19 protein-coding genes are annotated in these 20,840 nt (G+C 65.6%); 4 read left to right on the top strand and 15 right to left on the bottom strand.

The window, feature by feature from the left end:
• Positions 1 to 20 precede the first annotated feature (20 nt).
• From ACFOW8_RS16020 to ACFOW8_RS16010, 3 genes are read right to left on the bottom strand one after another with little or no spacing between them, the layout of a single operon-like run.
• Positions 21 to 1,688: a Gp37-like protein gene (locus ACFOW8_RS16020; RefSeq protein ID WP_378551421.1), complete on the bottom strand. Its 1,668-nt coding sequence runs from the start codon at positions 1,686 to 1,688 to the stop codon at positions 21 to 23.
• Positions 1,685 to 2,563 (bottom strand): phage tail protein, encoded by an 879-nt coding sequence (locus tag ACFOW8_RS16015; RefSeq protein ID WP_378551420.1) that lies wholly within the window; start codon positions 2,561 to 2,563, stop codon positions 1,685 to 1,687. Before ACFOW8_RS16015 ends, ACFOW8_RS16020 begins: the two co-directional genes overlap by 4 nt.
• A gap of 30 nt (positions 2,564 to 2,593) precedes the next feature.
• Positions 2,594 to 3,907, bottom strand: a complete 1,314-nt coding sequence (locus ACFOW8_RS16010; protein ID WP_378551419.1) for a hypothetical protein — start codon at positions 3,905 to 3,907, stop codon at positions 2,594 to 2,596.
• A gap of 1,338 nt (positions 3,908 to 5,245) precedes the next feature.
• On the opposite strand from ACFOW8_RS16010, the gene ACFOW8_RS16005 reads away from it, so the two are divergent.
• From ACFOW8_RS16005 to ACFOW8_RS15995, 3 genes are all read left to right on the top strand, one after another.
• Positions 5,246 to 6,379: a hypothetical protein gene (locus tag ACFOW8_RS16005; protein WP_378551418.1), complete on the top strand. Its 1,134-nt coding sequence runs from the start codon at positions 5,246 to 5,248 to the stop codon at positions 6,377 to 6,379.
• A 594-nt stretch (positions 6,380 to 6,973) separates the two neighbouring features.
• Positions 6,974 to 7,882 carry a hypothetical protein gene (locus tag ACFOW8_RS16000; protein WP_378551417.1) on the top strand — a complete coding sequence of 303 codons (909 nt, stop codon included), beginning with the start codon at positions 6,974 to 6,976 and terminating at the stop codon, positions 7,880 to 7,882.
• 364 nt (positions 7,883 to 8,246) lie between these two features.
• Positions 8,247 to 8,558, top strand: a complete 312-nt coding sequence (locus tag ACFOW8_RS15995; protein ID WP_378551416.1) for a hypothetical protein — start codon at positions 8,247 to 8,249, stop codon at positions 8,556 to 8,558.
• 8 nt (positions 8,559 to 8,566) lie between these two features.
• On the opposite strand, the gene ACFOW8_RS15990 is transcribed toward ACFOW8_RS15995, so the two are convergent.
• From ACFOW8_RS15990 to ACFOW8_RS15965, 6 genes are all read right to left on the bottom strand, one after another.
• The gene (locus ACFOW8_RS15990; protein ID WP_378551415.1) at positions 8,567 to 8,848 is read right to left on the bottom strand and encodes a hypothetical protein; all 282 of its coding nucleotides are present in this window, start codon (positions 8,846 to 8,848) and stop codon (positions 8,567 to 8,569) included.
• A 167-nt stretch (positions 8,849 to 9,015) separates the two neighbouring features.
• The gene (locus ACFOW8_RS15985) at positions 9,016 to 9,366 is read right to left on the bottom strand and encodes a hypothetical protein (RefSeq protein WP_378551414.1); all 351 of its coding nucleotides are present in this window, start codon (positions 9,364 to 9,366) and stop codon (positions 9,016 to 9,018) included.
• Between the two features lie 105 nt (positions 9,367 to 9,471).
• Complete coding sequence (locus ACFOW8_RS15980; protein WP_378551413.1) at positions 9,472 to 9,624, bottom strand: hypothetical protein; 153 nt, start codon at positions 9,622 to 9,624, stop codon at positions 9,472 to 9,474.
• Between the two features lie 23 nt (positions 9,625 to 9,647).
• Positions 9,648 to 10,313: a phage tail tube protein gene (locus ACFOW8_RS15975; protein WP_378551412.1), complete on the bottom strand. Its 666-nt coding sequence runs from the start codon at positions 10,311 to 10,313 to the stop codon at positions 9,648 to 9,650.
• Positions 10,314 to 10,343: 30 nt separating this feature from the next.
• On the bottom strand, positions 10,344 to 10,796 hold the full coding sequence (locus tag ACFOW8_RS15970) for a hypothetical protein (protein ID WP_378551411.1): 453 nt from the start codon (positions 10,794 to 10,796) through the stop codon (positions 10,344 to 10,346).
• A 926-nt stretch (positions 10,797 to 11,722) separates the two neighbouring features.
• Positions 11,723 to 12,571 (bottom strand): DoxX family protein, encoded by an 849-nt coding sequence (locus ACFOW8_RS15965; protein WP_378551410.1) that lies wholly within the window; start codon positions 12,569 to 12,571, stop codon positions 11,723 to 11,725.
• Between the two features lie 179 nt (positions 12,572 to 12,750).
• Between ACFOW8_RS15965 and ACFOW8_RS15960 the strand changes: the two genes are divergently transcribed.
• Positions 12,751 to 13,875 carry a PQQ-dependent sugar dehydrogenase gene (locus tag ACFOW8_RS15960; protein WP_378551409.1) on the top strand — a complete coding sequence of 375 codons (1,125 nt, stop codon included), beginning with the start codon at positions 12,751 to 12,753 and terminating at the stop codon, positions 13,873 to 13,875.
• A 19-nt stretch (positions 13,876 to 13,894) separates the two neighbouring features.
• Here the strand turns inward: ACFOW8_RS15960 and gatB are convergent, their stop codons facing one another.
• From gatB to ACFOW8_RS15930, 6 genes are all read right to left on the bottom strand, one after another.
• Complete coding sequence (gene gatB / locus ACFOW8_RS15955) at positions 13,895 to 15,406, bottom strand: Asp-tRNA(Asn)/Glu-tRNA(Gln) amidotransferase subunit GatB (protein WP_378551408.1); 1,512 nt, start codon at positions 15,404 to 15,406, stop codon at positions 13,895 to 13,897.
• Between the two features lie 117 nt (positions 15,407 to 15,523).
• A complete protein-coding gene (locus tag ACFOW8_RS15950; protein WP_378551407.1) occupies positions 15,524 to 16,903 on the bottom strand; it encodes an alpha/beta hydrolase family protein in 1,380 nt (459 codons plus the stop codon).
• 30 nt (positions 16,904 to 16,933) lie between these two features.
• On the bottom strand, positions 16,934 to 17,968 hold the full coding sequence (locus ACFOW8_RS15945) for an ATP-dependent 6-phosphofructokinase (protein WP_378551406.1): 1,035 nt from the start codon (positions 17,966 to 17,968) through the stop codon (positions 16,934 to 16,936).
• Positions 17,969 to 17,996: 28 nt separating this feature from the next.
• Positions 17,997 to 18,878: a hypothetical protein gene (locus ACFOW8_RS15940; protein ID WP_378551405.1), complete on the bottom strand. Its 882-nt coding sequence runs from the start codon at positions 18,876 to 18,878 to the stop codon at positions 17,997 to 17,999.
• 109 nt (positions 18,879 to 18,987) lie between these two features.
• Positions 18,988 to 19,797, bottom strand: coding sequence for a formate dehydrogenase accessory sulfurtransferase FdhD (gene fdhD, locus ACFOW8_RS15935; RefSeq protein WP_378551404.1), 810 nt, complete (start codon positions 19,795 to 19,797; stop codon positions 18,988 to 18,990).
• Positions 19,798 to 19,927: 130 nt separating this feature from the next.
• Positions 19,928 to 20,836 carry a LysR family transcriptional regulator gene (locus ACFOW8_RS15930; RefSeq protein ID WP_378551403.1) on the bottom strand — a complete coding sequence of 303 codons (909 nt, stop codon included), beginning with the start codon at positions 20,834 to 20,836 and terminating at the stop codon, positions 19,928 to 19,930.
• Between the last annotated feature and the right edge of the window lie 4 nt (positions 20,837 to 20,840).

The following is a 20,840-nucleotide window of genomic DNA, read 5'->3' as shown; positions in this document are numbered from 1 at the left end:
TCTTCCGTTTCAGGGGTGGTTCACATGACACCCAGCTGTTGCAGGTCGCCCATGATCGATTGGACGTGGCGCAGTGCCTTGGCCACCGGGTCCTCCCGGGCCTTGTCGGTACCGATGGTGATATGCCAGGCCGGGGTGACGCCGCGGGACCAGGACATGTTCAGTTCGGTCACCTGTTCGACGAAGATCTGGCCCTTCGGCAGCCCCGCCACGGTGGCGCCGATCCGGTCGCCGAGGAAGAAGTGCCCGCGACCGTTCTCACCGATCAGGTACGGGGCGCCATCGGCGACGGTGACCTTGTGCGAGGTGAACCCGCGGGTCGCCCACAATCCGGCTCGGATCGCGACCAGCGAGGACAGCGTGTAGGCCTTGTCGGCACCGGACTGGAAGTACTCGAAATAGTGCGACCAGCCCATCTTCGGTGGCCGCAGCGGAGACTTGAACGACATCCAGGCCAGCACCGTGTCCTCGTACAGCGGTTTGAGGAAGGCGTCCAGTGGTCCACCCAGCGGCGGCAGGCTCACCCCGGCACCGCCGATGCCCGGGATGCTCAGCGTCACCGTGGAGGTGAGGTTGCCGACCATCTGGACGACGGCGGAGATCACCTCGTTCACGCCGGGCATGCTGTGGCCGCCCGCATTGATCTGCACGGCCGTCGCAGGCGAGATAGTGAACTCGGAGGTCTGGATGCCGGTGTGCTCCGCCTCGCGGTACACGACCCACGGATTGGACGGCCGGGTGCCGAGCCAGTCCGGTTCGTGGTACTCCTCGGGGGTGTTCGGGTCGGGCAGGATGTTCGGCTCCTGCTCCTCGAAGTCACCGACGAACTGCTGGACCGTATGCACCAGTCCATCCAGCGCGGTGCCGCCCTCGGAGGTCCCGGTGAAGTAGCCGGATTTGTCGACGATGTCGAACACCAGGCAGCCGTGCCGCAGCTCGGCGCCCGGCCAGGGCGGCGGGTCACCGCTCAGATAGCGTCGGCAGGTGACCATCAGCTGGGCGTCTTCCAGGGTGCCCTGGGCCATCTCGTGCCAGGTCTTCCAGCGCGACGAGATGACCGTCCAGATCGAGGTGTCGGACAGGAAGTCGCTCGGCGCCACCACCATCGACCAGTTCGACTGGTCCAGATCGAACCACTGTTCGGGGTCGAGGGGGTCGTCCGGCAGCGCCCACAGGCTGGCTTCCTTGCGCAGCACGTTCAGAAACAGCGCCAGCTTCAGGCACCAGACCGAGGGGCCGGCAAGCATGAACACCCGCGGGAATTGGAAGATCGCGGGCAGGAACGGATTGCTCCACGCCTGGATCCATTTCAGCTCTTCGTAGTCGTGCATGAACTGCAGGACCACCGTCTGCAGTCCTGTTTCGGATTTGCGCAGCGTCGCCGTCTTCATCCGGCCGCTCCACCGGGCCCCGTCCTTGTCGACGGTGATGTGGACGTTCTGGGTGCTGCGCGCCGAAGCGTCCATCACCCATTCGGCCAGGTAGTGATCGGCCGGGAGCGCCAGTTGCCCGGTACCGGATTCGTTGAGCAGCCAGGTGAAGTCGGCGGAGATCTCCGCGCGGCAGATACCGCGCAGATTCCAGTCGCCGTCCCACAACCGGACCAGCGGCGGTTCGATCCGCTTGCTCTTGCGAGCCCGCCGCACCGCCACCGCATCCCGGTAGACCGTGTCCAGGTCGACGGTCATTGCAGCCCCCACGGCCGCGACCAGTTGCGCGGACAGCGCACCTGCACCGCCGCCCCCGGCGCCGCACCGCGCACCGTCACCGGGACCATCGTCTCCGGCGTCCACGCCGGCACCGGATGCACGAACATCACGCCGTTCATCCGCGCCCACAGCGAACTACGGTCGGCGGCGACGATCATCTCCTCCATCGGATCGGTATCGACGGTTGCGTCCTGCCCGGCCGCCAGCACCGGCAGGGTGATCACCCGCTCCCGGTTCTCGTCCTCCGCCCAGGAGAAGTCCGGCAGCGTCCAGATGCCCGGCGCGGTCACCACCCATTTCAGCCACAGCGGCTGATCGGTGGGGTTCGACACCGGCAGCCACATCGTTTCCGATTCGCCTTCGCCGGTGGTGTCGGTGGTCGAGACCACGGCTGCGGTCGCGTCCTCCTCCACCCACCACGGGATACCTGCCGTGCAGGTCATGGTGACCTGACCCCACCGCTTCAGATGTGGGTCCTTGGCGGACTTGAAGTCCGGCTGCTGCGCCAGCCGTAGATGCAGGCTGCGCGAACCGTATTCGGTGGTCACGGTCAGTTTGGTGTCACGGTCGTAGGCCCAGGCCTTGCGCCAAGCGGAATCCACCGACTCCCAGGTAGCCGATTCGGTTCCGAAGATGTTCACCCCGAACACGACATCGCGCTTGAGCCAGTCGGCGCCGCCGTAGCTGGCGCCGATCTGGAACGCCGACGAGTTCCAGATCGTGGTCACCGGAGCGTCGTAGAGTCCGACCGGGGTAGTCCCCAGTTCTACCCCCTCCGCTCCTTGGCCGGCGCCGGACAGCGTCCACAGGGACCCGTCGACACCTTCTATTTCGATCAACGCGGCTTCGGCCACGATCTCATCACCTCGATTCGAGCGGGAGTTTCAGTTCCAGCGGGCCGTATAGGTCAGCGCCCGCTGCGCCTCCCAGGTCTTCGCTTTGTTGAAGGCGGTGTCGATATCCGGGGTGGACAGCGTGATGTTCATCGACTGGTCCACCGAGGAATTCCCGCGCCCGCCTGCCGCGGACAGCGCAGGCAGACGCAGTGGCGGTAGGCCCTCGAGGCCCGCCAGACCGGCGGCGTCCCGGCTCACCGACGCCAGGAGCGAATTGTTCGACTGCGCCGCAGCCGAAACGAGCTCAGCTTCGGAACCAGCCGAGGCCTCCTTCGCGGCCTCACGCTGGTCGATCATGGCGTTGTGCACCTTCATCGCCGCCTGCACGAGCGGCGGTACGCGGTCTACGCCGAAGACGCCGAGAGCGTCACCGAGGAAGCCACTCGCACCGGTGCCCAGCGCTTCGGAGATCGCTGTCTTGCCCCCGACCAGCGCCTCCTGCCGCGCCTTCTCGATCGGATCCTTGATCTGCTCCAGGTCGGGTGCATCGCCTTTGCCGCCGAAGAAGGCACGCATCGCGGCCGACTTCACATCACTGCCTGCCCAGTCCGACCAGGATGAGTACTCGCCGATCCGGTCGCTACCGGCGAACCAGGACAGCTCGCCGCTGTTGATGGCTTCCAGCAGCGGCAGGTTCTCGGCGGTGGCCGCGGCGTTCACGATGTACTCACCGTTGGACGCCATCACCGGAATGAGGTCGTCGCGCGGCCCGCCCGGTCCGCGAAGAAGTCCGCCATCTGCCTTCTTCTGCCCGCCGTTCGCGAAGTCCCGCAGCTTGCCGACAACCCCGCTCAGGTCCGGTGCCCCCGGGATGTACGACGCGACGCTCGCGACCTTGTCCAGCACGTTGGCGACGAAGCCGACCACATCCCGAATCTTGTTGACGATCCCGTCCCAGGCACCCTTCACAGTGCTGCCCATGGACGTGAAGAAGCCGCCGATCTTCTCCGTGGAAGCCCGCAAGATCGGCATGATCTTCTCGTTCCACATCGTGCTGACCCACTTTGCCAGCGGATCCAGCATCTTCTTCTTGACCTTGTCGAAGACTTTGCCCAGCTTGCCCCAGTTGGAGATCAGCAACTCAACTGCGGTAACCACCAGGCCTAGTGGGTTCATTCGCGTCGCGAAGTTGAACGCCTTGGTCGCAATCGTCGCCTTCTTCGTAGCCGAGGTCGCCGACTTCTGCGAGCCCGCGGACTTCTTCACCGTTTTGTCCAGCGACTGCTGCGCCTTGTCAGCGTCCGCTGCCGCTTTAGAGAAGTCCTTCGTCGCTTTCAGCCGGTTGGCCAGTGCACTATCCACGCCCCCACCGGCACTACTGGCTACCCTGGCCGAAGGCGAGCCACCAATCCCTCGGGTCCGACCACGTCCTGCCGCCGCCCCACTCAGAGTTGACATGCCGGCAACGGCCGCTGCACCCGCACCGGGCTGCGTTACACCGCTACCGATCGAATTCGCGGACATGACCTGTGTAGCCGCCGGTGGCATCGGCACAGTTGCAGCTTGCGCCCCCGCATTGCCGGCCCCGATTCCGAGAGTACTCGCCACAATAGCTCCAGCGGCGAGAGTAGATACGATACCCCTGCGAAGCCTGCCCGGGGGCTTCTTCACGTCAGGACTACCACCATCTTCGTTCTCTTCGCGTCGATTCCTTCGTCTAACTCGATCCAAAGCGTCACGCGGCGAGGAAACCATCGAGTCCAACCGGTCACGGAGACTTCTACGGCCCGTTGACTGGCTGTCGTCTATGCGATCGAATTCCGGACGCCTAGCCACGAAATCCTGCTCAGCACGATTGGCTGACCTAATTGACTGCCATCCGCCCCTTATTCGACCGGGGACGCCGCCAACTCCCACGCGGACCTGATTCCACCGACGCCCGATCTCCGAGCCTGCGGAATTCATCCGATTTCCAAGAGTACGCCGGCTAGCGTCGGCACCCGGCCGCGCAGAACCTGTCCCCGAAGCTATAGGGGCGCTTCCCGATCCACCACCAGCGCTTGCACCTCCACCGTCCTCTCGCCGATGTTGGCCACCCATAACGTCCGACGGAAACAGCTCTGAGCCTCCCGAACCCCGACCCTGATGCTCCGTATGACCGCCTCCCCTCCCGAAAGGGAAGAGCTCCCTCATAGACGCAACGTCACCCAAGCCCTTCAAAGCAGTAGTTATCGAGGAAGCAACCCCTCCTGCAAGAAATACAGCATTGGCCAACCCTTCGAACGTACTGTAGTCCAGCTCGTCGAATTTCGATAGATTATCCCGGAGGTCAGCGGCAGCCAATCCCACATCGGAAATGCCGAGGAACCCATCGTGCGCAGTCTCAACATTCCTGCCGAACGCCGACGAACCACCACCAGCCAACGAGGGCTGATTAGAGCTCCCACCTAGGGCACCCTTCTCTAACGCAGACCTGATATCACCGATAAGGTCTTTTGTGTCGGACACCTTGGCATAGAGAAGACCAAATCTCTCCGAGTCTGCCGGAAACCCAGATTCCGCCCAAAAGCCTGTCTCGGACAGAGTCTTCAACGCAGACGAGAGCGTCTCGAGCGTTGCCATCGCAGGGGAATCCATGGACAACATCAGGGAGCTCTGATTCTGGACCAAATTCATGTGATAGTTCCTCGCTATCAAAGAATGGATGAGTGGGTTATCGGCAACAGCAAACGGGAGATGCCGAGCAAGACGCCTATTGCTTTGAGTCAATCCATCGGCGACAATGTGATGGTGAGCTCACGTGGATATCAGACTGACTTCGCCTTCCGGCGAAATCCCGACAGCGTAATATACCTAGATTCCGCCGCGCTTCCAGACGACGTCCGAATCAAGGTACGGGCCCGCCTGAGAAATGGTCGCTCCTGCATCGATAACCGCGACAAGACCCCCGAACGAGTTTCAGGCATCCTTGTATCCGCAAGCATCATTGCTGGCCTCTGGCTTTTCCCGGCAGGACTGCTCGGCTCAATTCTCGCGTCCAGCATCACGGAATCTCAGACCGACAACAGCGGCCCGGATACCATGCGTCAGGTATGCATAGCACTGATCCTCCTGATCGCTCCTGCCGTCTACATCCTCATAAGACTGACCAAACGGATAGGGATCACTTCAGACAAGTTGAGATTAACCGACCCGGAGAGGGAGTTGATGCATTCAGGCACCCGAATTATCGAGTTCAGTGCCACAACTACCCTAGACGACCTATCGCGGACAGACGGTTACTGCCAATGCGGGGACCTACTTGCCATTGCGCACAGCCTGTTCGATAATTTGACACGTAGCGACGCGTGGTCCAGCCGGTTTCTCATCAACGTTCGCAACGAAATTGACATACAGCAGGAGTGGTTCGACGTCGTCCAGCGAACTGTAGAGTTTCATTCCATCGAACAGCATCTCGGATCTCGCCCAGTCGGCAACTCCACTTCAGCGGAGCTTGCCCAGCGTGAATGGGACATGACGAATGCCGCGCTCACGCGGATCTGGGATGGACTACGCAAACAAGTAGCAGCAATTGAGTCGCTCTACGAGTCTGTCCACAATCTCGACCAGGACCTTGCATATTCCACTACGGCGTCACGGGCCGAAGAACTCGGCCGACGCCTTGCCGAATCAGGCGCCTACGACATCGCCTACCGGAAATCCGAGTTCGAGACAGCCGCGCACGCTGAACACGTGACAGCAATAAGTTCAGCAATCAATGAATTGGTAAGACACTCACCGGACCGCCTGGAGACCTTGAAAGCTTTTGCACCCGAGACACCCCACCAGGACTAGATGGGCGACTTACCCACGAAGGTCGACACGGTCTTTTTGCCGAAAAGGACCGCTTGGACACAACCCAATGCAGCCACAGGATTCTCACGACCTGTCGCCATTCGCGCTTAAAATAGCAGTAGCTTCGGTGGGCATTCCTGCAGCATCTTCAAACCTATCGTCAGTTAGCGAGCTGAACACGAAACGCAAACATCATCTTAGATTCACAGTCCTGTGCAATTGTCAGCCGAGGCCGTTTATCCAGATGATTCGCCTTGCTCCCCCAGGCAATATCGCACATACTATGGGGATGTACGAGCATGTTCCCGACCTGAAGATTAATCTCGATAACCAGCCGTTCTCCGCTTACATAAATCCTCGCAATATCACACCCTGTTGCCATTCCTAGCTCACTTCTATCATCAGTAGGATTCCGCACGAAGAGATTGTCGCAAACGCGCAGAAGGACATACTTGACGCATGCAACCGCCCCGCTCAGCGCCGGACCTAGTGATATACCTAGACCGGAAAGTAGTACGGTACGTCAATTACTACAAAACTCCAGATGATATCTACAACAAAATCGAGGCTAGAACCCACCAAGGGAAGCAGTCAGTGGATACCACAGAGATTTGTCCCCATCCAGCGAAGCTGGATGGGGACATCTTAAGGGGGATCGGGGTCGGGACGCTCATTGCCACGGCATTAGCAGCGGTGATCATCCCGGATGCATTGAATATCTCCGAACTCACGGAGAATTCCGGTCGATGGCGAGATTTCGTTCTGCTCGGAGCCGGGCTAGTCAGCATCACCGTTACCTGCCTATATGCAATCATTGCCATTCTAATACGATACCGCCGCTGGCGTGCACCAACCGCTCTCCGGGAGAGTGAAGTGCGCGCCATCCAACGCGCAACCGAGGAACTCGAATTCGGCCAGGTTCGTGAACCGAATCGGCTTCATTTCGATAAGCTCCTATGCCACTGCGGGGATTCCATTGCGACAGCGACTCATCTATACACCTCTGCCACTAAGTCAGCAGCTTGGTCGAGCACCTACCTGGCCTCCACCAGGGAGGAATTCGATGTTCGAGGCACATGGGTTGAAATCGTTTGCGATATCGTCGGCCTGCACATCAAAGAACAGCAACTAGGCCCCCGGCCGAGTGGATCAGGACCTTCCGCCGGCCTTGCAATACGAGAGTGGGAAGGCGCCATCGAGTTACTCTCCATCCTCTGGTTCGAGATCACCTCCCGCATTGTCGCATTCGAAGCACTTCAACGCGCAGTAATTGAGCTAGATCACGAGCTGTCATACTCACTCGCCGCATCTCGCGCGGAGGAGGTTGCTCGCGATTTGATCGAAATAACTACACTGCACAAGATCCAGTCCGATGACTCCACGCATCGTATCCCGGACCGTGTCAATTCAGTCACGATAGCGATACGGGAGCTCGTCGAAATTTCGACAGGACAAGTCGAAACTTTAAAGGCTTTTGCACCCAAGTCATATGACAAAGCCTAGACTGAAAGCAGAAGCAGAAGATTCGACCGATCTGGAATTCCAAAAATTCGAACAGAAGAAGCCGAACACGCTTTGTCGACCATTGCCAAATCCCAGAGACCGTCCAGGACGAGATCGGGTCGATGTCCGCACCCGGCTAGCGATGAGATCACCACATCGTCGCGTAGTTTGACCGGTGTCGGAGCTGAGTAGAGCGGTAGCACCGAGACTGCAGAGGTTCGAGGTGCCGGAAATTCGTTGTGCTGGAATCGATTTGATGTACTCGGCGAATCAGGTGCGGCGGGTTGTCGTCTCCGGGTAGTGCTGATACGTTCCGATTCACCTCCTGACGATCGAATCAGGTTGGAACGAAGGGAATTTCACCGTGAAGCGAATCCTCGCGCTGGCTCTCGCCGGCGCCGCCGCCACCGGTTTCACCATCGGCTCGGCATCGGCGGCGACGATCGATGCCGGCTCCTATCCCACGCGGGCGGCGTGTGAGAGTGCGGGTAAGGCGCAGCTGCACGGTGAGGTCCTTGGCTACCGGTGCAGCGCCACCTCGCCGAACCAGTCCACCGGGGACTACTACTACGCCCTGTACCTGCAGACCAACGATCCCAACCGCCCTTGCCAGACCGGCGGAACCGGTTCGGGTGCGGCGTCTGTCGAGATGTTCTGCCTTTTCGGAACCCAGTAGCCGGCAGCTCATCCGGGGTGGGTGAACTCGGCGATCAGACGTTCCATCGACTGTCGCCGGTTTTCCTCTCGGACCAGATCCAGCGCCGTTTCGGGCCGTGGCATCGGATCGAAGGCCGGCGGGTCGGCTCCCGCGGCCGCGATGACGGCCGCTTGAACGCCTTGGACCGCATCGATGAGGGTCAGCAGCAAGTAGGTGTCGAGGGTGTAGCCCTCGGGGGTGGCCACGCTGTCGACGGTTTCATCGCGGCCCTCGAGGGCCAGGAGTTGCTCGGCGAGTTCCCGGTCCATGGCGACGGCGGTCTTGTACTGCGATCCGCGGGGAAGCCGGTCCTTGAAACGCCAGATTGTTCGCCAGTCGCGGGTGCGCAGCTGGGCGGGCCCGAAGCAGTCCCGGACATCGATGCCACGCTCGAGCAGGTCGTAGTCGAGCGCGGCACCGAAGCGGTCCCAGAACGCTACGAGCCCTCGGATCCCCCCGGCAGCTCCGTGGCGCCCGCACCGAAGAAGTGGGCATAGAGGTCTTCCTGGAAGGCGATCCACTCGTCGAGCGGACGGTCGTCGAAGAGTTCCTCGACCGCGTCGAACTGATCGCCGAGCAGGACGGCGAGCTGTTCTTCCTCGTCTTCGGTGGTGCGCAGAGCTTTGGCCTGGCGGCGGGTCATCGGCTGGATCACGATGTCCTCGGTCAGGTGGTACGGGCCGCGCCGTTTAGCGGCCAGCTCCTGCTGGATCTCGTAGAACCGGCCCTCGTCGCTGACGCGGGGCTTGGTGGCGGTGGTCGCCGGGGTCTTTCGCTGAGTTGCCATGGATGATGCTCCGGGTGGTGTCGTGGCGGATGCGCTGCCGCATCCCGTTTCCGGATGACCGGAGTCCGACCGATGATCGGGATCGGACCCCGGCCCGGACTACTTCTACTTGTTGCTGCTCTTGGCAGTCGTCGGGCGGACGGTGCGCTTGGGACGGTGGCCCAGCGAGTACACGGCATTCACGTAGCCGCTCGCATCGTGCACCTGGTACTCGGTGGTGCCATCGGTCATCGTGACCGGGAACTGGGTGGGGATCATGATGTTGTCTCCTTTTCTCGTGATCAGGCGGTCGCGACCGCGATACCGGTCTTGTCCAGCAGGTTCTTCCAGCCGACGCCGCCGAATCCGTGCGCGACGGCGTAGCCGGCAGTGTCGTCCTTGAACGCGGTGAGGGTGAGCTTCTGCGACAGCACGTTGGTGGGAGTCCACTGCTCGCCGGCGTACTTGGTGACGGCGACCTTCGGCATCACCTTGAACACGTAGATCGGGGCGGCCTCGTTGCCGTCCTTGCCGATCACGATCGCGGAATAGTAGGTGACCTGTTCCGAGGTCGGCTGAGCGAAGAACACCTCACCGGAATCGGCGGCCGCCTCCACCTGGGCCAGGTTGGCGCTGGTGGTCAGTTCGAGGGTCATCGCATTGGTCTGCTGCGGCTCGAACTCCAGTGTGGTGATATCGCTGGTGATGTCGTCGCGGGTGGCCTGCAGCTCACCGTAGGACTCGATCGACGCGTTGGTCTGCTTGCGGGCGAACGCAACGCCGGTCTTCTTGTCGATCAGGCCCACCGACTTGTATTCGGCGGGCAGCGACTGCAGCGCGCCGGTGGCGTCGGTGAAGGCGGCGGGCACTGCGGTGTACCAGGGCGCCAGGAATACCGCCGCGTCCAGCGGCTTCAGCAGCAGTTCACGCTGGGCGTCCTTCAATGTGGTCAGATCGGTGGCGGGCATGGATTCTCCATTTCTTCGAGGGGTTGCCGCCTACTGGCGGCGGGCGTGCAGCGTGAACCCGAGTTCGACCATGGGGCCGAGGGGGTCCAGGTCCGGGAACTGCGCGGTTCCCTGACTGCGCTGCAGGGTCGTCGCGCGGTACGGGATGCGGGCGGGTGCCTTTTCGCTCGCCCAGTCGATCAACACTCCGTTGACATCGGTTCCGGGTGCGTCGAGCAAGGCCTCCCGCGCTTGCGCGGCGAGCTGTGCCGCGGCGGCGCGATCGGCGGCCATGGCCACGATCCGCACCTCGGCGACGTAGGTGATCGCGTTCTCGTCGAGACTGCCGTCGAGCTGCCGGACCCAGAGGATCGGCAACACGCTGTCGAGTTCGGTTCCGGTGGCCGGAAGTTCGGCGACGGTCGTCGTGATCGGCGAATACAGGTCGATCAGGAATCGTTCGAAATCGGGGAATTCCCCCGGCACCGGATAGGGTGAAGTCACTGCTTCACCTCGATGTCGACATGCAGGGCTCCAGTGCCGACGGAGTCCTCGTCATGATGTTCCGCGGTCATGATTCTCTCCACTCGGTGAGTCCGTTCTGCCGGGACTTACCCCGGCACGGCGGGTAATGGGTCAAGGGTCCCGCCCCCGGGATGAGGGAGTTCGGGGGCGGGACCGAGGCGCCCTGGTCCCGTCGCGCAGCAGCGGCGTCTGCGACCGCACACCACCTGCGGGCGACGGGGCGCGCTGACGAGATCAGGGCGGGCCATGCGGCAGGCTCGCAAGCGGCGAATCGTGTCGCAATCCTCCCGGGAGCCAACCGCATGAGTACCTCCTTTCCGGGTCAGGGCATCGACGACAAGACCCCGATCCGCCATGGATCGGGGTCTTGGGTCGTTGTTCGGTTGTCGGGGCGCACCCTACGGGGCGAAAGGCAGGTCATCGCCAGAATTGTTGGAGCAGGCGAACTGCCCAGGCGCGCTACGGAATCCTGACACCGCGCGAATACCCGAGCGTCCGGGGCATCGTGGGAAGGGGGTGCGAATCAGCCGATTTCGCCGCTTGGGCATGCGAATGCCCGCTGTGACTAGCGGGAAGCACTATGTGCGAATTGTCAAGACTCCCTTGAATATTCCGTGAAACCGCAGATCACAGCCGATGGCAGGCGTGGCGGATACGTCACTCTCAGCACAGAAACGGCTACGGCGTAAGGATTTCCGGGATGGGTCGACTGCCAAGCCGGCCGTGCTCCGCGCGTGTCGGCCGGCGAGAAGAGTCCGATGCCCTGCAGGGCTAGGTCCGGCCACGAGGGCGCCGTCGGTCAGGTGTCGTGAGCGACAAATGCCGAACTCCCCGGACCCGCAGTCCGCCGGTTCGGGGAGTTCGGCACAGATGCACCGGCTACAGTGCGCTCGGTTGAGCGGGACTCAGCTGAATGGCCCGATGCCCGTGAGCGGGTTGCCGCCGTGCAGGAACCAGTAGGTGCCGATGGCGGCGGCGATCGCCAGGACGATGACGGTGAACGAGCCGTAGGCCGGGCGGGTGGCCCAGCCGCGCCCGCGGTCGAAGGACCAGCGGCCGGGGCCGGTCAGGATGATCGCGGCCGACGCGCCGACCAGGATGGAGTCGAGTTCGACGCCGGTGGGGGTGGCCGCGTTGTATTGCAGGCCGGGGACCAGGCCCTGTTTCCACATCCAGGCGGTGAGGATGGTGGCGAGCACCGCGCCGCCGGCCAGTGGGGTGGCCAGACCGAGGACGAGCAGAATGCCGCCGCCCAGCTCGCCCGCGATGACCAGGGCGGTGGCGAGGGTGGGATAGTCCCAGCCGCCGCCTTCCATCATGGTCTTGGTGCCGTCGAGGCCGGGGCCGTGGAACCAGCCGGTCAGCTTCTGCAGGCCGTGATAGATGAACGTGTAGCCGACGACCAGGCGCAGCACGAACAGGCCGAGGTCGAGGGTGCCGCGGCGCGGCTCCCGGTTGCGGCGTTGCAGCCGCACCGTGCCCGCCGAGGCGGCGGCCGCGGGCGGGATGGACGCGTAGCCGTAGTCCTCGCCCCCGCTCTCGCTCGCGGCCGAACTCGCGGTGGGCACCTCGTCGCCGGGATCGAGGCCGAGGTCCTCGTCGGTGCGGGGAATGTCCTTGCGCAGGTCCGCTTTGGGCATCTGCGCGGTCGGCGAATCGTACGGGCTGGTCACCGGGCTGCCCGCCGACGACGCCGGCGCTTCGGTCGGCGACGGCTCGTCTGCGTCGGGCTTGTCGTTCGGCTTGTCGCTCACTCGTCCACCTCGCTGGCGCTCGTCTGTGTCGGGCGCGAGGGCGCGCTGTGTCGATGATTCACTCGCTGACGCTCGCTACGGTCGCTCACCGCCTCACCTTATGACGAGCAGTCGCGCCGTGTCGGCCTTCCCCGGATCAGGCGTGTCCGGCCCACTCGACAGCCGGTAACGTCTGTTCCATGAGTTCGGTTTTCGCGGGACGCGTGGCAGTCGGATTGACGCTGGGCGCCGTACTGGTCGCCGGGTGCGCCCGCTTCGACGAGTCGGCGTCGAGCCCGTTCACCACCGAACCCGCCCTCGGCGGGTCCGACGCGCAACCGAACAAGCCGGACGACGCGCCCCCGCAGGTGCCGCGACCGACCGGGCCGTGCATCGATCCCGACCCGAATGTGATCGCCACCTGTCTGGAACCGGGCGCCGGTCTGATTCCCTTCGGTGACGGCGCACTGGTGGCGGAGCGACAGACCGGCCGCATCCTGCAGGTGACCCCGGTCGACGCGAGCACTCCGCAGCCGCCCCCGGTGGAGATCGCCAGCCTGGCGGTCGACGGTTCGGGGGACGGCGGCATCTCCGATATCGCGCTCTCGCCGACCTATGGCGAGGACGGGCTGATGTATGCCTACATCACCACCGGCAGCGACAACCGGGTGGTCCGCTTGTCCAAGAACGGCGGGGCACCCAAAACCATCCTGACCGGAATCCCCAAGGGCGCCAGCGGGAATCGCGGCGCGATCGAATGGGCCACCCCCACGCAGCTGATGGTGCTCACCGGGGATGCCGGAAACCCCGGCGCGGCCGCCGATCCCGGCTCGCTCGGCGGGAAACTGCTTCGGCTCGAGTCCCCGTCGTCGGGCACGAACGTCCCGGAGGTGGTGGCCTCCGGGATCGGTTCGGTCGGCGACATCTGCCGCGACGGCCGCGACGGCATGTGGCTCACCGATCGCACCGCCGCCGAGGACCGGCTCCAGCATCTGGGCACCGACGGCACGATCAGTGTCGCCTGGACCTGGCCGGACCGGCCAGGCGTCGGCGGGTGCGCGGCCACCGGCGACGGCGTGGCGATCGCGCTGAGCGAAGGCAAGGCGCTGGCCGCGGTGGGCGCCGACGCCAATACGTTCGCCGTCACCACCGAGCCCACCCTCATCGCCCAGGACAAGTACGGCAGTCTCCTCGGCGCGACCGGCGGCGCCGACGGCAGCGTGTGGGTGACCACCGTCAACAAGAGCGGCGGCGCCCCCGGCGAGTTCGACGACCGCGTCGTGCGGATCCCGCCGCCGCAGGGCGGAGCGGGCGGCCCGGACTAGACCCGACCGTCGAAACGGGTCAGGCCGCCCCGCAGGCCGCGAGCACCAGTTCGCGGACCTTGGCGGCGTCGGCCTGGCCGCGGGTGGCCTTCATGACATCGCCCACGATCTTGCCCGCGGCCTGGACCTTGCCCGCGCGGATCTTGTCGGCGATATCGGGGTTGGCGGCCAGTGCCTTGTCGACCTCGGTCTGCAGGGCGGAGTCGTCGCTGACCATGCCGAGGCCCTTGGCTTCGACGATGGCGGCGGGCTCGCCCGCACCCGCGAGGACGAAGTCGACGACCTGCTTGGCGACCTTGTTGTTGACGGTCTTGGCTTCGACCAGCCCGATCACCGCGGCCACCTGGGCGGGGGTGATCGGCAGCTCCGCGAGGGCGACGTCGCGTTCCTTGGCCTTCTCGGTGAGGTAGGCGACCCACCAGGAGCGGGCTTCGTTGGCCGGGGCACCTGCCTCGACGGTGGCGATGATCAGATCGAGCGCGCCCGCGTTCACCAGGTCGCGCATGACCTCGTCGGACAAGCCCCACTCGGCCTGGATGCGCGCGCGGACCAGCCACGGGTACTCGGGGATGGTGGCGCGCAGCTCGTCGACCCAGTCGGCGGAGGGGGCGACGGGCTCGAGATCGGGCTCGGGGAAATACCGGTAGTCCTCGGCGGTCTCCTTGCGGCGGCCCGCGGAGGTGGACCCGTCGGCCTCGTTGAAATGCCGGGTCTCCTGGATGATCTCGCCACCGGCGGTGAGCACCGCGGCCTGGCGGCGCATCTCGTAGCGCACCGCCACCTCGACGCTCTTGAGCGAGTTCACGTTCTTGGTCTCGGTGCGGGTGCCGAACTCCTTCGCGCCGATCGGCATCAGCGAGACGTTGGCATCGCAGCGCAGCGAGCCCTGTTCCATCTTCACGTCGGAGACGTGCAGCGAACGCAGCACCTCGCGCAGCGCGGTGACATAGGCGCGGGCCACCTCGGGTGCCCGCTCCCCCGCACCGGTGATCGGCTTGGTGACGATCTCGATCAGCGGCACACCCGCGCGGTTGAAGTCGAGCAGCGAGTGGCTGGCACCGTGGATGCGGCCGGTGGCGCCGCCGACGTGTAGCGACTTCCCGGTGTCCTCCTCCATGTGCGCGCGCTCGATCTCGACCCGGAAGGTGGTGCCGTCGTCGAGGATCACGTCGAGGTAGCCCTCGGTCGCGATCGGCTCGTCGTACTGGCTGATCTGGTAGTTCTTCGGCTGATCGGGGTAGAAGTAGTTCTTGCGCGCGAACCGGCCCCACGGGGTGATCGAACAGTTCAGCGCCAGCCCGATCCGGATGGCCGACTCGACCGCCTTCTCGTTCACCACCGGAAGCGAGCCCGGCAGCCCGAGGCACACCGGGCACACCTGCGTATTCGGTTCGGCGCCGAACTCGGTCGGGCAACCGCAGAACATCTTGGTCGCCGTGGACAACTCGACGTGGACCTCCATGCCGAGCACCGGCTCGTACCGGGAGATGACATCGGCGTAATCCATCAACTCGACCGTGGGTGCACTCATAGTCAGCAGTCTATTTGACCGCCCGCGACGCGTTTCAGTCCGGCACGGCGCTCCGAGCCGCACGCAACGAGGGAGACCCCCGAGATGCGAGTCACGCGTTGAAGCGGAACCTACGACCTACCCGACCGGGACGTGCTCGGTGAGCCAGTCGGTGACGTAGGTGAGCACGGTCGGGTCGATGGTGGTCTCGATGGTGGCGTATTCGCTCGGCTTGCCCGTCTCGGTGGGCTGCATGAGGTGGTTGAGGCCGGGGAAGGTGTGCACGGTCGAGGCAGGGGCGGCGGCCAGGTTCGCGCGCATCGGGCCCTCGTTCTGGGTGGCTGGCACCTGGAGGTCTTTGCCGCCGAAGAAGGCGAGGACCGGGATGCGCAGCGCGGCGAGCGCCGGTTGCGGATCGTAGGTGACGAACGCGGTCATGTACGGGGTGTTGAACGAGTCGATGGCTTCCTGCGGTGCGCGCTGGTCTTCGGGCAGGGTCTGGTTGTGCTGCTCGGCGAAGGCCTGTGCGCCCGCGGTGTCGCCCGCGCGCAGCAGGCCGGTCCAGCGGGTGAGGTAGTCGACTTGGGCATCGATCTCGGACTGCGGTGCGCCCTCGGCGGCCATGATGATCTTGTTCTGCTCGATCAGCACGTCGGCGCCGACCACCGACGGGCCTGCCATCAGGATCGCGAAGGCCACCCCGCTGTCGGGGCGGGCGGCCAGTAGCGGGGCCAGGTAGCCGCCCTCACTGTGTCCGAACAGGCCGATCTTCGCCGGGTCGATCTCGGGCCTCGCCCGCAGGAAGGCGACCCCTGCGGCGGCATCGTCGGCGAGCTCGGGATAGGTGGACTGGGAGAGATCGCCGCCGGTGCCGCCGACACCGCGATCGTCGGTGCGCAGCACGGCGTACCCGGCGCGGGTGAAGGTATCGGCCAGCAGCAGGAACGGGCGGTGGCCCATCAGGCTCTCGTCGCGGTCCTGCGGGCCGCTTCCGGTGATCAGCAGGATCGCCGGGAACGGGCCGTCCCCTTCGGGTTCGGTGAGGGTGCCCGCGATGGTGATGTCGCCACTGGCGTAGCTGACGTCCTCGCTGCGGTAGGGGTACGGCGGCACCGGATCCTGCGGGCGCGCCGTCCCCGGTACCGGGCCGCGGCTCAGCACCAGCGGCGCCGTCTGCCCGGACTGCGCCCACTCCCCGGTGAGCTGTTCGCCGTCGAGCTTGCCGTGGAAGGCCGGGTCGCCCGGCACATCGGGCATGGTGAACTCCACCCGATCCGGTTCGGTGCGTACGTCTTTCAGCGGCGCCGCTCGCACGCCCTGCAGCGGGATGTCGATGGTGGCCGAGCCGTCCTCGGCGAAGGTGACCCCCACCGCGATGGGCTGGCCCGGCCCGGCGATATCACCGTGCCACTGCCCGAAGACGGTCGGCTCCGCCTTCTCCTCGGCGGCCTGCGAGCACCCCGCTACCAGGGCGACGACGACGAACAGAACCGAAACGAGCACTCGACCGGGACGCATACCGCCACGGTACCGACCCGCACCGACAGCTCAGCCGAAGAACGCCTGCGCCTCGCTGAGCCGTTCGGCGGGCACCCGCTTGAGCTGCTTGGTCGCCTCCGACAGCGGCACCAACCCGATGGCCGTGCCGTGCAGCGCCACCATCTGCCCGAAGTGCCCGGCGTGCACCGCTTCGGCCGCGTGCACGCCGAAGCGGGTGGCCAGGATGCGGTCGTAGGGGGTCGGGCTGCCGCCGCGCTGGACGTGGCCGAGCACGGTGGTGCGGACTTCCTTGCCGATCCGGCGCTCGATCTCGGCGCCGAGCTGCTGGGCCACCCCGGTGAAGCGTTCGTGGCCGAACTCGTCGATGCCGCCTTCGCGCAGGGCGAACCCGGAATCCGGTGCCGGATGGGCGCCTTCGGCGACCACGCAGATGAAATGCTTGTCCCCGCGCTGGAATCGCTTCTTGATCATGTCGCACACCTGCGCCACGTCGAAGGGTTCCTCCGGCACCAGGGTGAGGTGCGCGCCGGCGGCGATCCCGGAGTTCAGGGCGATCCAGCCCGCGTGCCTGCCCATCACCTCGACCAGCATCACTCGCTGATGCGATTCGGCGGTGGTGTGCAGGCGGTCGATGGCCTCGGTGGCGATCGAGAGGGCGGTGTCGTGGCCGAAGGTGACATCGGTGCAGTCGATGTCGTTGTCGATGGTCTTGGGCACGCCGACCACCGGCACGCCCTCGTCGGCGAGCCAGCTGGCCGCGGTGAGGGTGCCTTCGCCTCCGATCGGGATGAGGGCGTCGATACCGTTGTCGTCGAGGGTCTGCTTGATCCGGCCGAGACCGGCCCGCAGCACGTCGGGATTGGTGCGCGCGGTGCCGAGGATGGTGCCGCCCTTGGCCAGCAGCCGGTCGGTGCGGTCGTCGTTGTGGATGCGGATCTTGCGGTCCTCCAATAGGCCGCGCCACCCGTCCTCGAACCCGACGATCGCGTCGCCGTAGCGGCCGTTCGCGGTGCGGACCACCGCCCGGATCACCGCGTTCAGCCCTGGACAGTCTCCGCCTCCGGTCAAGACTCCGATGCGCATGGCGTTCATCTTGCCGCACCGGCGCCCGTCAGGCGCAGTGACCTCCGGCCAGTTCGCTCAGGTGACCCGAGATCAGCGTCGCCATCTTGTCGAGCATGGCCATGCCGTCGCTGAACGCCCCCGAATCCGGTTGCGCGGCGAAGGCGATCGCGATCCGGCCCGAGGGCGAATCGATGAGGCCGAACTGGCGGACCAGGTAGTTGCCCGAGGGGTCGGGCCCCCAGCCACCCTTGAACTCGGCGCTGCCGAACGCGCCGAGCCCCCAGCGGTGACTCGGCACGATCTGCTGCATCAGCCCGACCACCCGCTCGCTCTGCGGCAGACACGGCAGCTGTGCGGCGAAACGCACCTGGTCGGCCAGCGTCCACTCGGCCTGGCCGTAGATCGACGCGTCCGAGCGGGTGCGCACGGTGGGCACCGCGGTGACGGTGTCACCACCCTCGCGCAGCACCCCTTCCACCGCCGAGGCCGCCGCCGCGCCCCCGCCCAGCGATTGCCACAGCGTGTCGGCGGCGCCGTTGTCGGACGCGGTGATGGCCGAACTCGCCGTCGCGTTGTAGGCGGAGCTGTTGCGCAGCGCGGCGATCGCGAGCGGCACCTTGATCGTCGACCAGGCAGGCCCGGAGGTCCAGGTGCCGAAGGTGACCATCTCGGTGCCGCCGACGGGCATGATCGCCAACCCGGCGTTGCCGCGGAAACCCTGTTCGAGCGTGGCGAAATCGGCGGCAAGGCTGCCCGGCAGCGCGATCGAGAAGGTACCCGCGCCACCGCCGGGATCGGCCGCGACGGTCGTGCCCGTCGGCTGGGGCTGTTCCGGTGCCGGATCCCCACCACAGCCCGCGGCGAGCAGGGCGATGGTCCCGAGCAGCGCGGCGAGCGCGATCCGGCCGCGACGCCGGTTGTTCGTCATCATGTGAAGCATCTTCGTTTCTAGACTCCCCCCGGGCTTCGGCGCCGGGTGGCGGTCCCGACACCGTACTGGGCAGTATTGCCGATCGCCCACCGCGAGTACGAAACGCTCAGGTCAGACGGTGTTCACCCGCGTAGATGTTCATCGATTCGCCGCGCAGGAAACCCACGAGGGTGAGCCCGGATTCGATCGCGAGATCAACCGCGAGCGAGCTCGGCGCCGACACCGCCGCGAGCACCGGGATGCCCGCCATGACGGCCTTCTGCGCGAGTTCGAACGAGGCCCGGCTGCTCACCACCAGCATCAGCTCGGCGGCGGGGATCCGGTGCTCGCGCACCGCCCAGCCGATCACCTTGTCCACGGCGTTGTGCCTGCCGATGTCCTCGCGCACCGCAAGCAGCGCGCCGTCGGTGCTGAACAGACCCGCCGCGTGCAGGCCGCCGGTGATGTCGAAGAGCTTCTGCGCGGCGCGCAGTTTTCCCGGCAGTTCGGCGAGAGTGTCGACAGCGACGGTGCCCGCGTCGGGCCGCAGCGGGTGGCGGGTGTTGGTGCGGACCTCGTCGAGCGCGGTCTTACCGCAGAGCCCGCAGGCGCCGGTGGTGAGGAAATTGCGGGTGTGCAGCGGGACCGGGGTGCGCAGCCGGATGTCGAGCACGTTGTAGGTGTTGTGGCCGTCGGCGTCGGTGCCCGCGCAGTAGCGGGCCGAGACCAGGTCCTGCGCCGAGCCGATGATGTTCTCGCCGAACAGGAATCCGTGCACGAGGTCGATGTCGTTGCCCGGCGTGCGCATCGTGACGGTGAGCGACTGCCCGTCGACCCGGATCTCGAGCGGCTCCTCCACCGCGAGGGTATCGGGCCGCTGGATTCGCGCCCCCGCGCTCAGCCGGGTGGTCTTGCGCCGCGCGGTGACTCTGCTCATCGTGCCTGCCGATCGTGTGGTTGGCCGGATCGCCTCGTCCGGTCGCGAGACCGGCGAGGACCGACCGGGCGGGAACCGATCGCGACAACCGGCGGGCCGTACCAGGGCATCGTAGTGAAGGGTTGCCCGGTCATAGCCGGCTTCGGTCGTCGGCGGCGAACTCGGTCTCGCGCGCGCAGTCGGTGAGTGCGGTGATGAGCACCGACGCGGGTTCGACGGCGGTGGTGACCAGCGAGATCCGGGCGGTGACGGCCGGATCGGCGAGCTCGACCACGCGCACCCGCGCGGCGGGCCCGAGCGTGGGCACCCAGGTGTGCGGCACGATGCAGGCCCAGCGTCCGGTGCGCGCGTGCTCGAGCAGCGTCGCCACCGAATCGCTCTCCAGCTGCGGAGTGGCGACGAGACCGCGGGTCGCGAGCGCGGAGTCGACCAGCTCCCGGCCCAGCATCCCCTTGGGCAGCAAGCACATTCGCAGTTCCAGCGCCTCCGCCCAGGAGAGCGCCGCGGTCCGGCCCGCCAGCAGCTCGGCGCCGACGACGAGCACGTGCCGCTCCGCGTAGAGCGGGGTCACGGTGAGCCCGCCGGTGTCGACTCCGTCGGCGTAGACGACCCCGGCGTCGAGTTCGAACCGGCGGATCCGTTCGACGATCTCGCACGAACGCAGACTGGTCTCCACGTGCACCCGCACCAGCGGGTGCGCGGTGCAGAGCCGATCGGTCAGCGGGGTGACGGTGCCGGACGCACCGGGGACGACCCCGATCCGCAGGTCGCCGGTGAGGCCGGTCCGCAGCGCGCTGACCTCGTGTTCGAGCGCGTCGCGGTCGGCAAGGATGCGTCGTGCCCAGAGGACGAGCCGCTCGCCCTCCGGGGTGAGTCCTTCGTAGGTTCGCCCCCGCCGCACCAGCGGGACACCGAGCTCGCGTTCGAGTTTGCGGATGGCCTCCGAGAGCGCGGGCTGCGACACATAGCAGGCCGCGGCGGCACGGGCGAAGTGCCGTTCCCTGGCGAGGGCCACGAAGTACTCGAGTTGACGGAACATGGCC

The sequence above is a fragment of the Nocardia rhizosphaerae genome, from assembly GCF_042650365.1.
In the GTDB taxonomy this organism is placed as follows: Bacteria; Actinomycetota; Actinomycetes; order Mycobacteriales; family Mycobacteriaceae; genus Nocardia; species Nocardia rhizosphaerae.
Note: the sequence above shows the minus strand (reverse complement) of the source record. Positions and strands in the feature narration are given on the sequence as shown.

What these genes read in the sequence shown, in the direction of transcription:
- ACFOW8_RS15950 (WP_378551407.1), bottom strand. Translation starts at nt 16,903, where the DNA reads ATGCGTCCCGGTCGAGTGCTCGTTTCGGTTCTGTTCGTCGTCGTCGCC.
- ACFOW8_RS15930 (WP_378551403.1), bottom strand. Translation starts at nt 20,836, where the DNA reads ATGTTCCGTCAACTCGAGTACTTCGTGGCCCTCGCCAGGGAACGGCAC.
- gatB (WP_378551408.1), bottom strand. Translation starts at nt 15,406, where the DNA reads ATGAGTGCACCCACGGTCGAGTTGATGGATTACGCCGATGTCATCTCC.
- ACFOW8_RS16005 (WP_378551418.1), top strand. Translation starts at nt 5,246, where the DNA reads ATGGATGAGTGGGTTATCGGCAACAGCAAACGGGAGATGCCGAGCAAG.
- ACFOW8_RS15980 (WP_378551413.1), bottom strand. Translation starts at nt 9,624, where the DNA reads ATGATCCCCACCCAGTTCCCGGTCACGATGACCGATGGCACCACCGAG.
- ACFOW8_RS15985 (WP_378551414.1), bottom strand. Translation starts at nt 9,366, where the DNA reads ATGGCAACTCAGCGAAAGACCCCGGCGACCACCGCCACCAAGCCCCGC.
- ACFOW8_RS16020 (WP_378551421.1), bottom strand. Translation starts at nt 1,688, where the DNA reads ATGACCGTCGACCTGGACACGGTCTACCGGGATGCGGTGGCGGTGCGG.
- ACFOW8_RS15960 (WP_378551409.1), top strand. Translation starts at nt 12,751, where the DNA reads ATGAGTTCGGTTTTCGCGGGACGCGTGGCAGTCGGATTGACGCTGGGC.
- ACFOW8_RS15945 (WP_378551406.1), bottom strand. Translation starts at nt 17,968, where the DNA reads ATGCGCATCGGAGTCTTGACCGGAGGCGGAGACTGTCCAGGGCTGAAC.
- fdhD (WP_378551404.1), bottom strand. Translation starts at nt 19,797, where the DNA reads ATGAGCAGAGTCACCGCGCGGCGCAAGACCACCCGGCTGAGCGCGGGG.
- ACFOW8_RS15940 (WP_378551405.1), bottom strand. Translation starts at nt 18,878, where the DNA reads ATGACGAACAACCGGCGTCGCGGCCGGATCGCGCTCGCCGCGCTGCTC.
- ACFOW8_RS15975 (WP_378551412.1), bottom strand. Translation starts at nt 10,313, where the DNA reads ATGCCCGCCACCGATCTGACCACATTGAAGGACGCCCAGCGTGAACTG.
- ACFOW8_RS15990 (WP_378551415.1), bottom strand. Translation starts at nt 8,848, where the DNA reads ATGGACCGGGAACTCGCCGAGCAACTCCTGGCCCTCGAGGGCCGCGAT.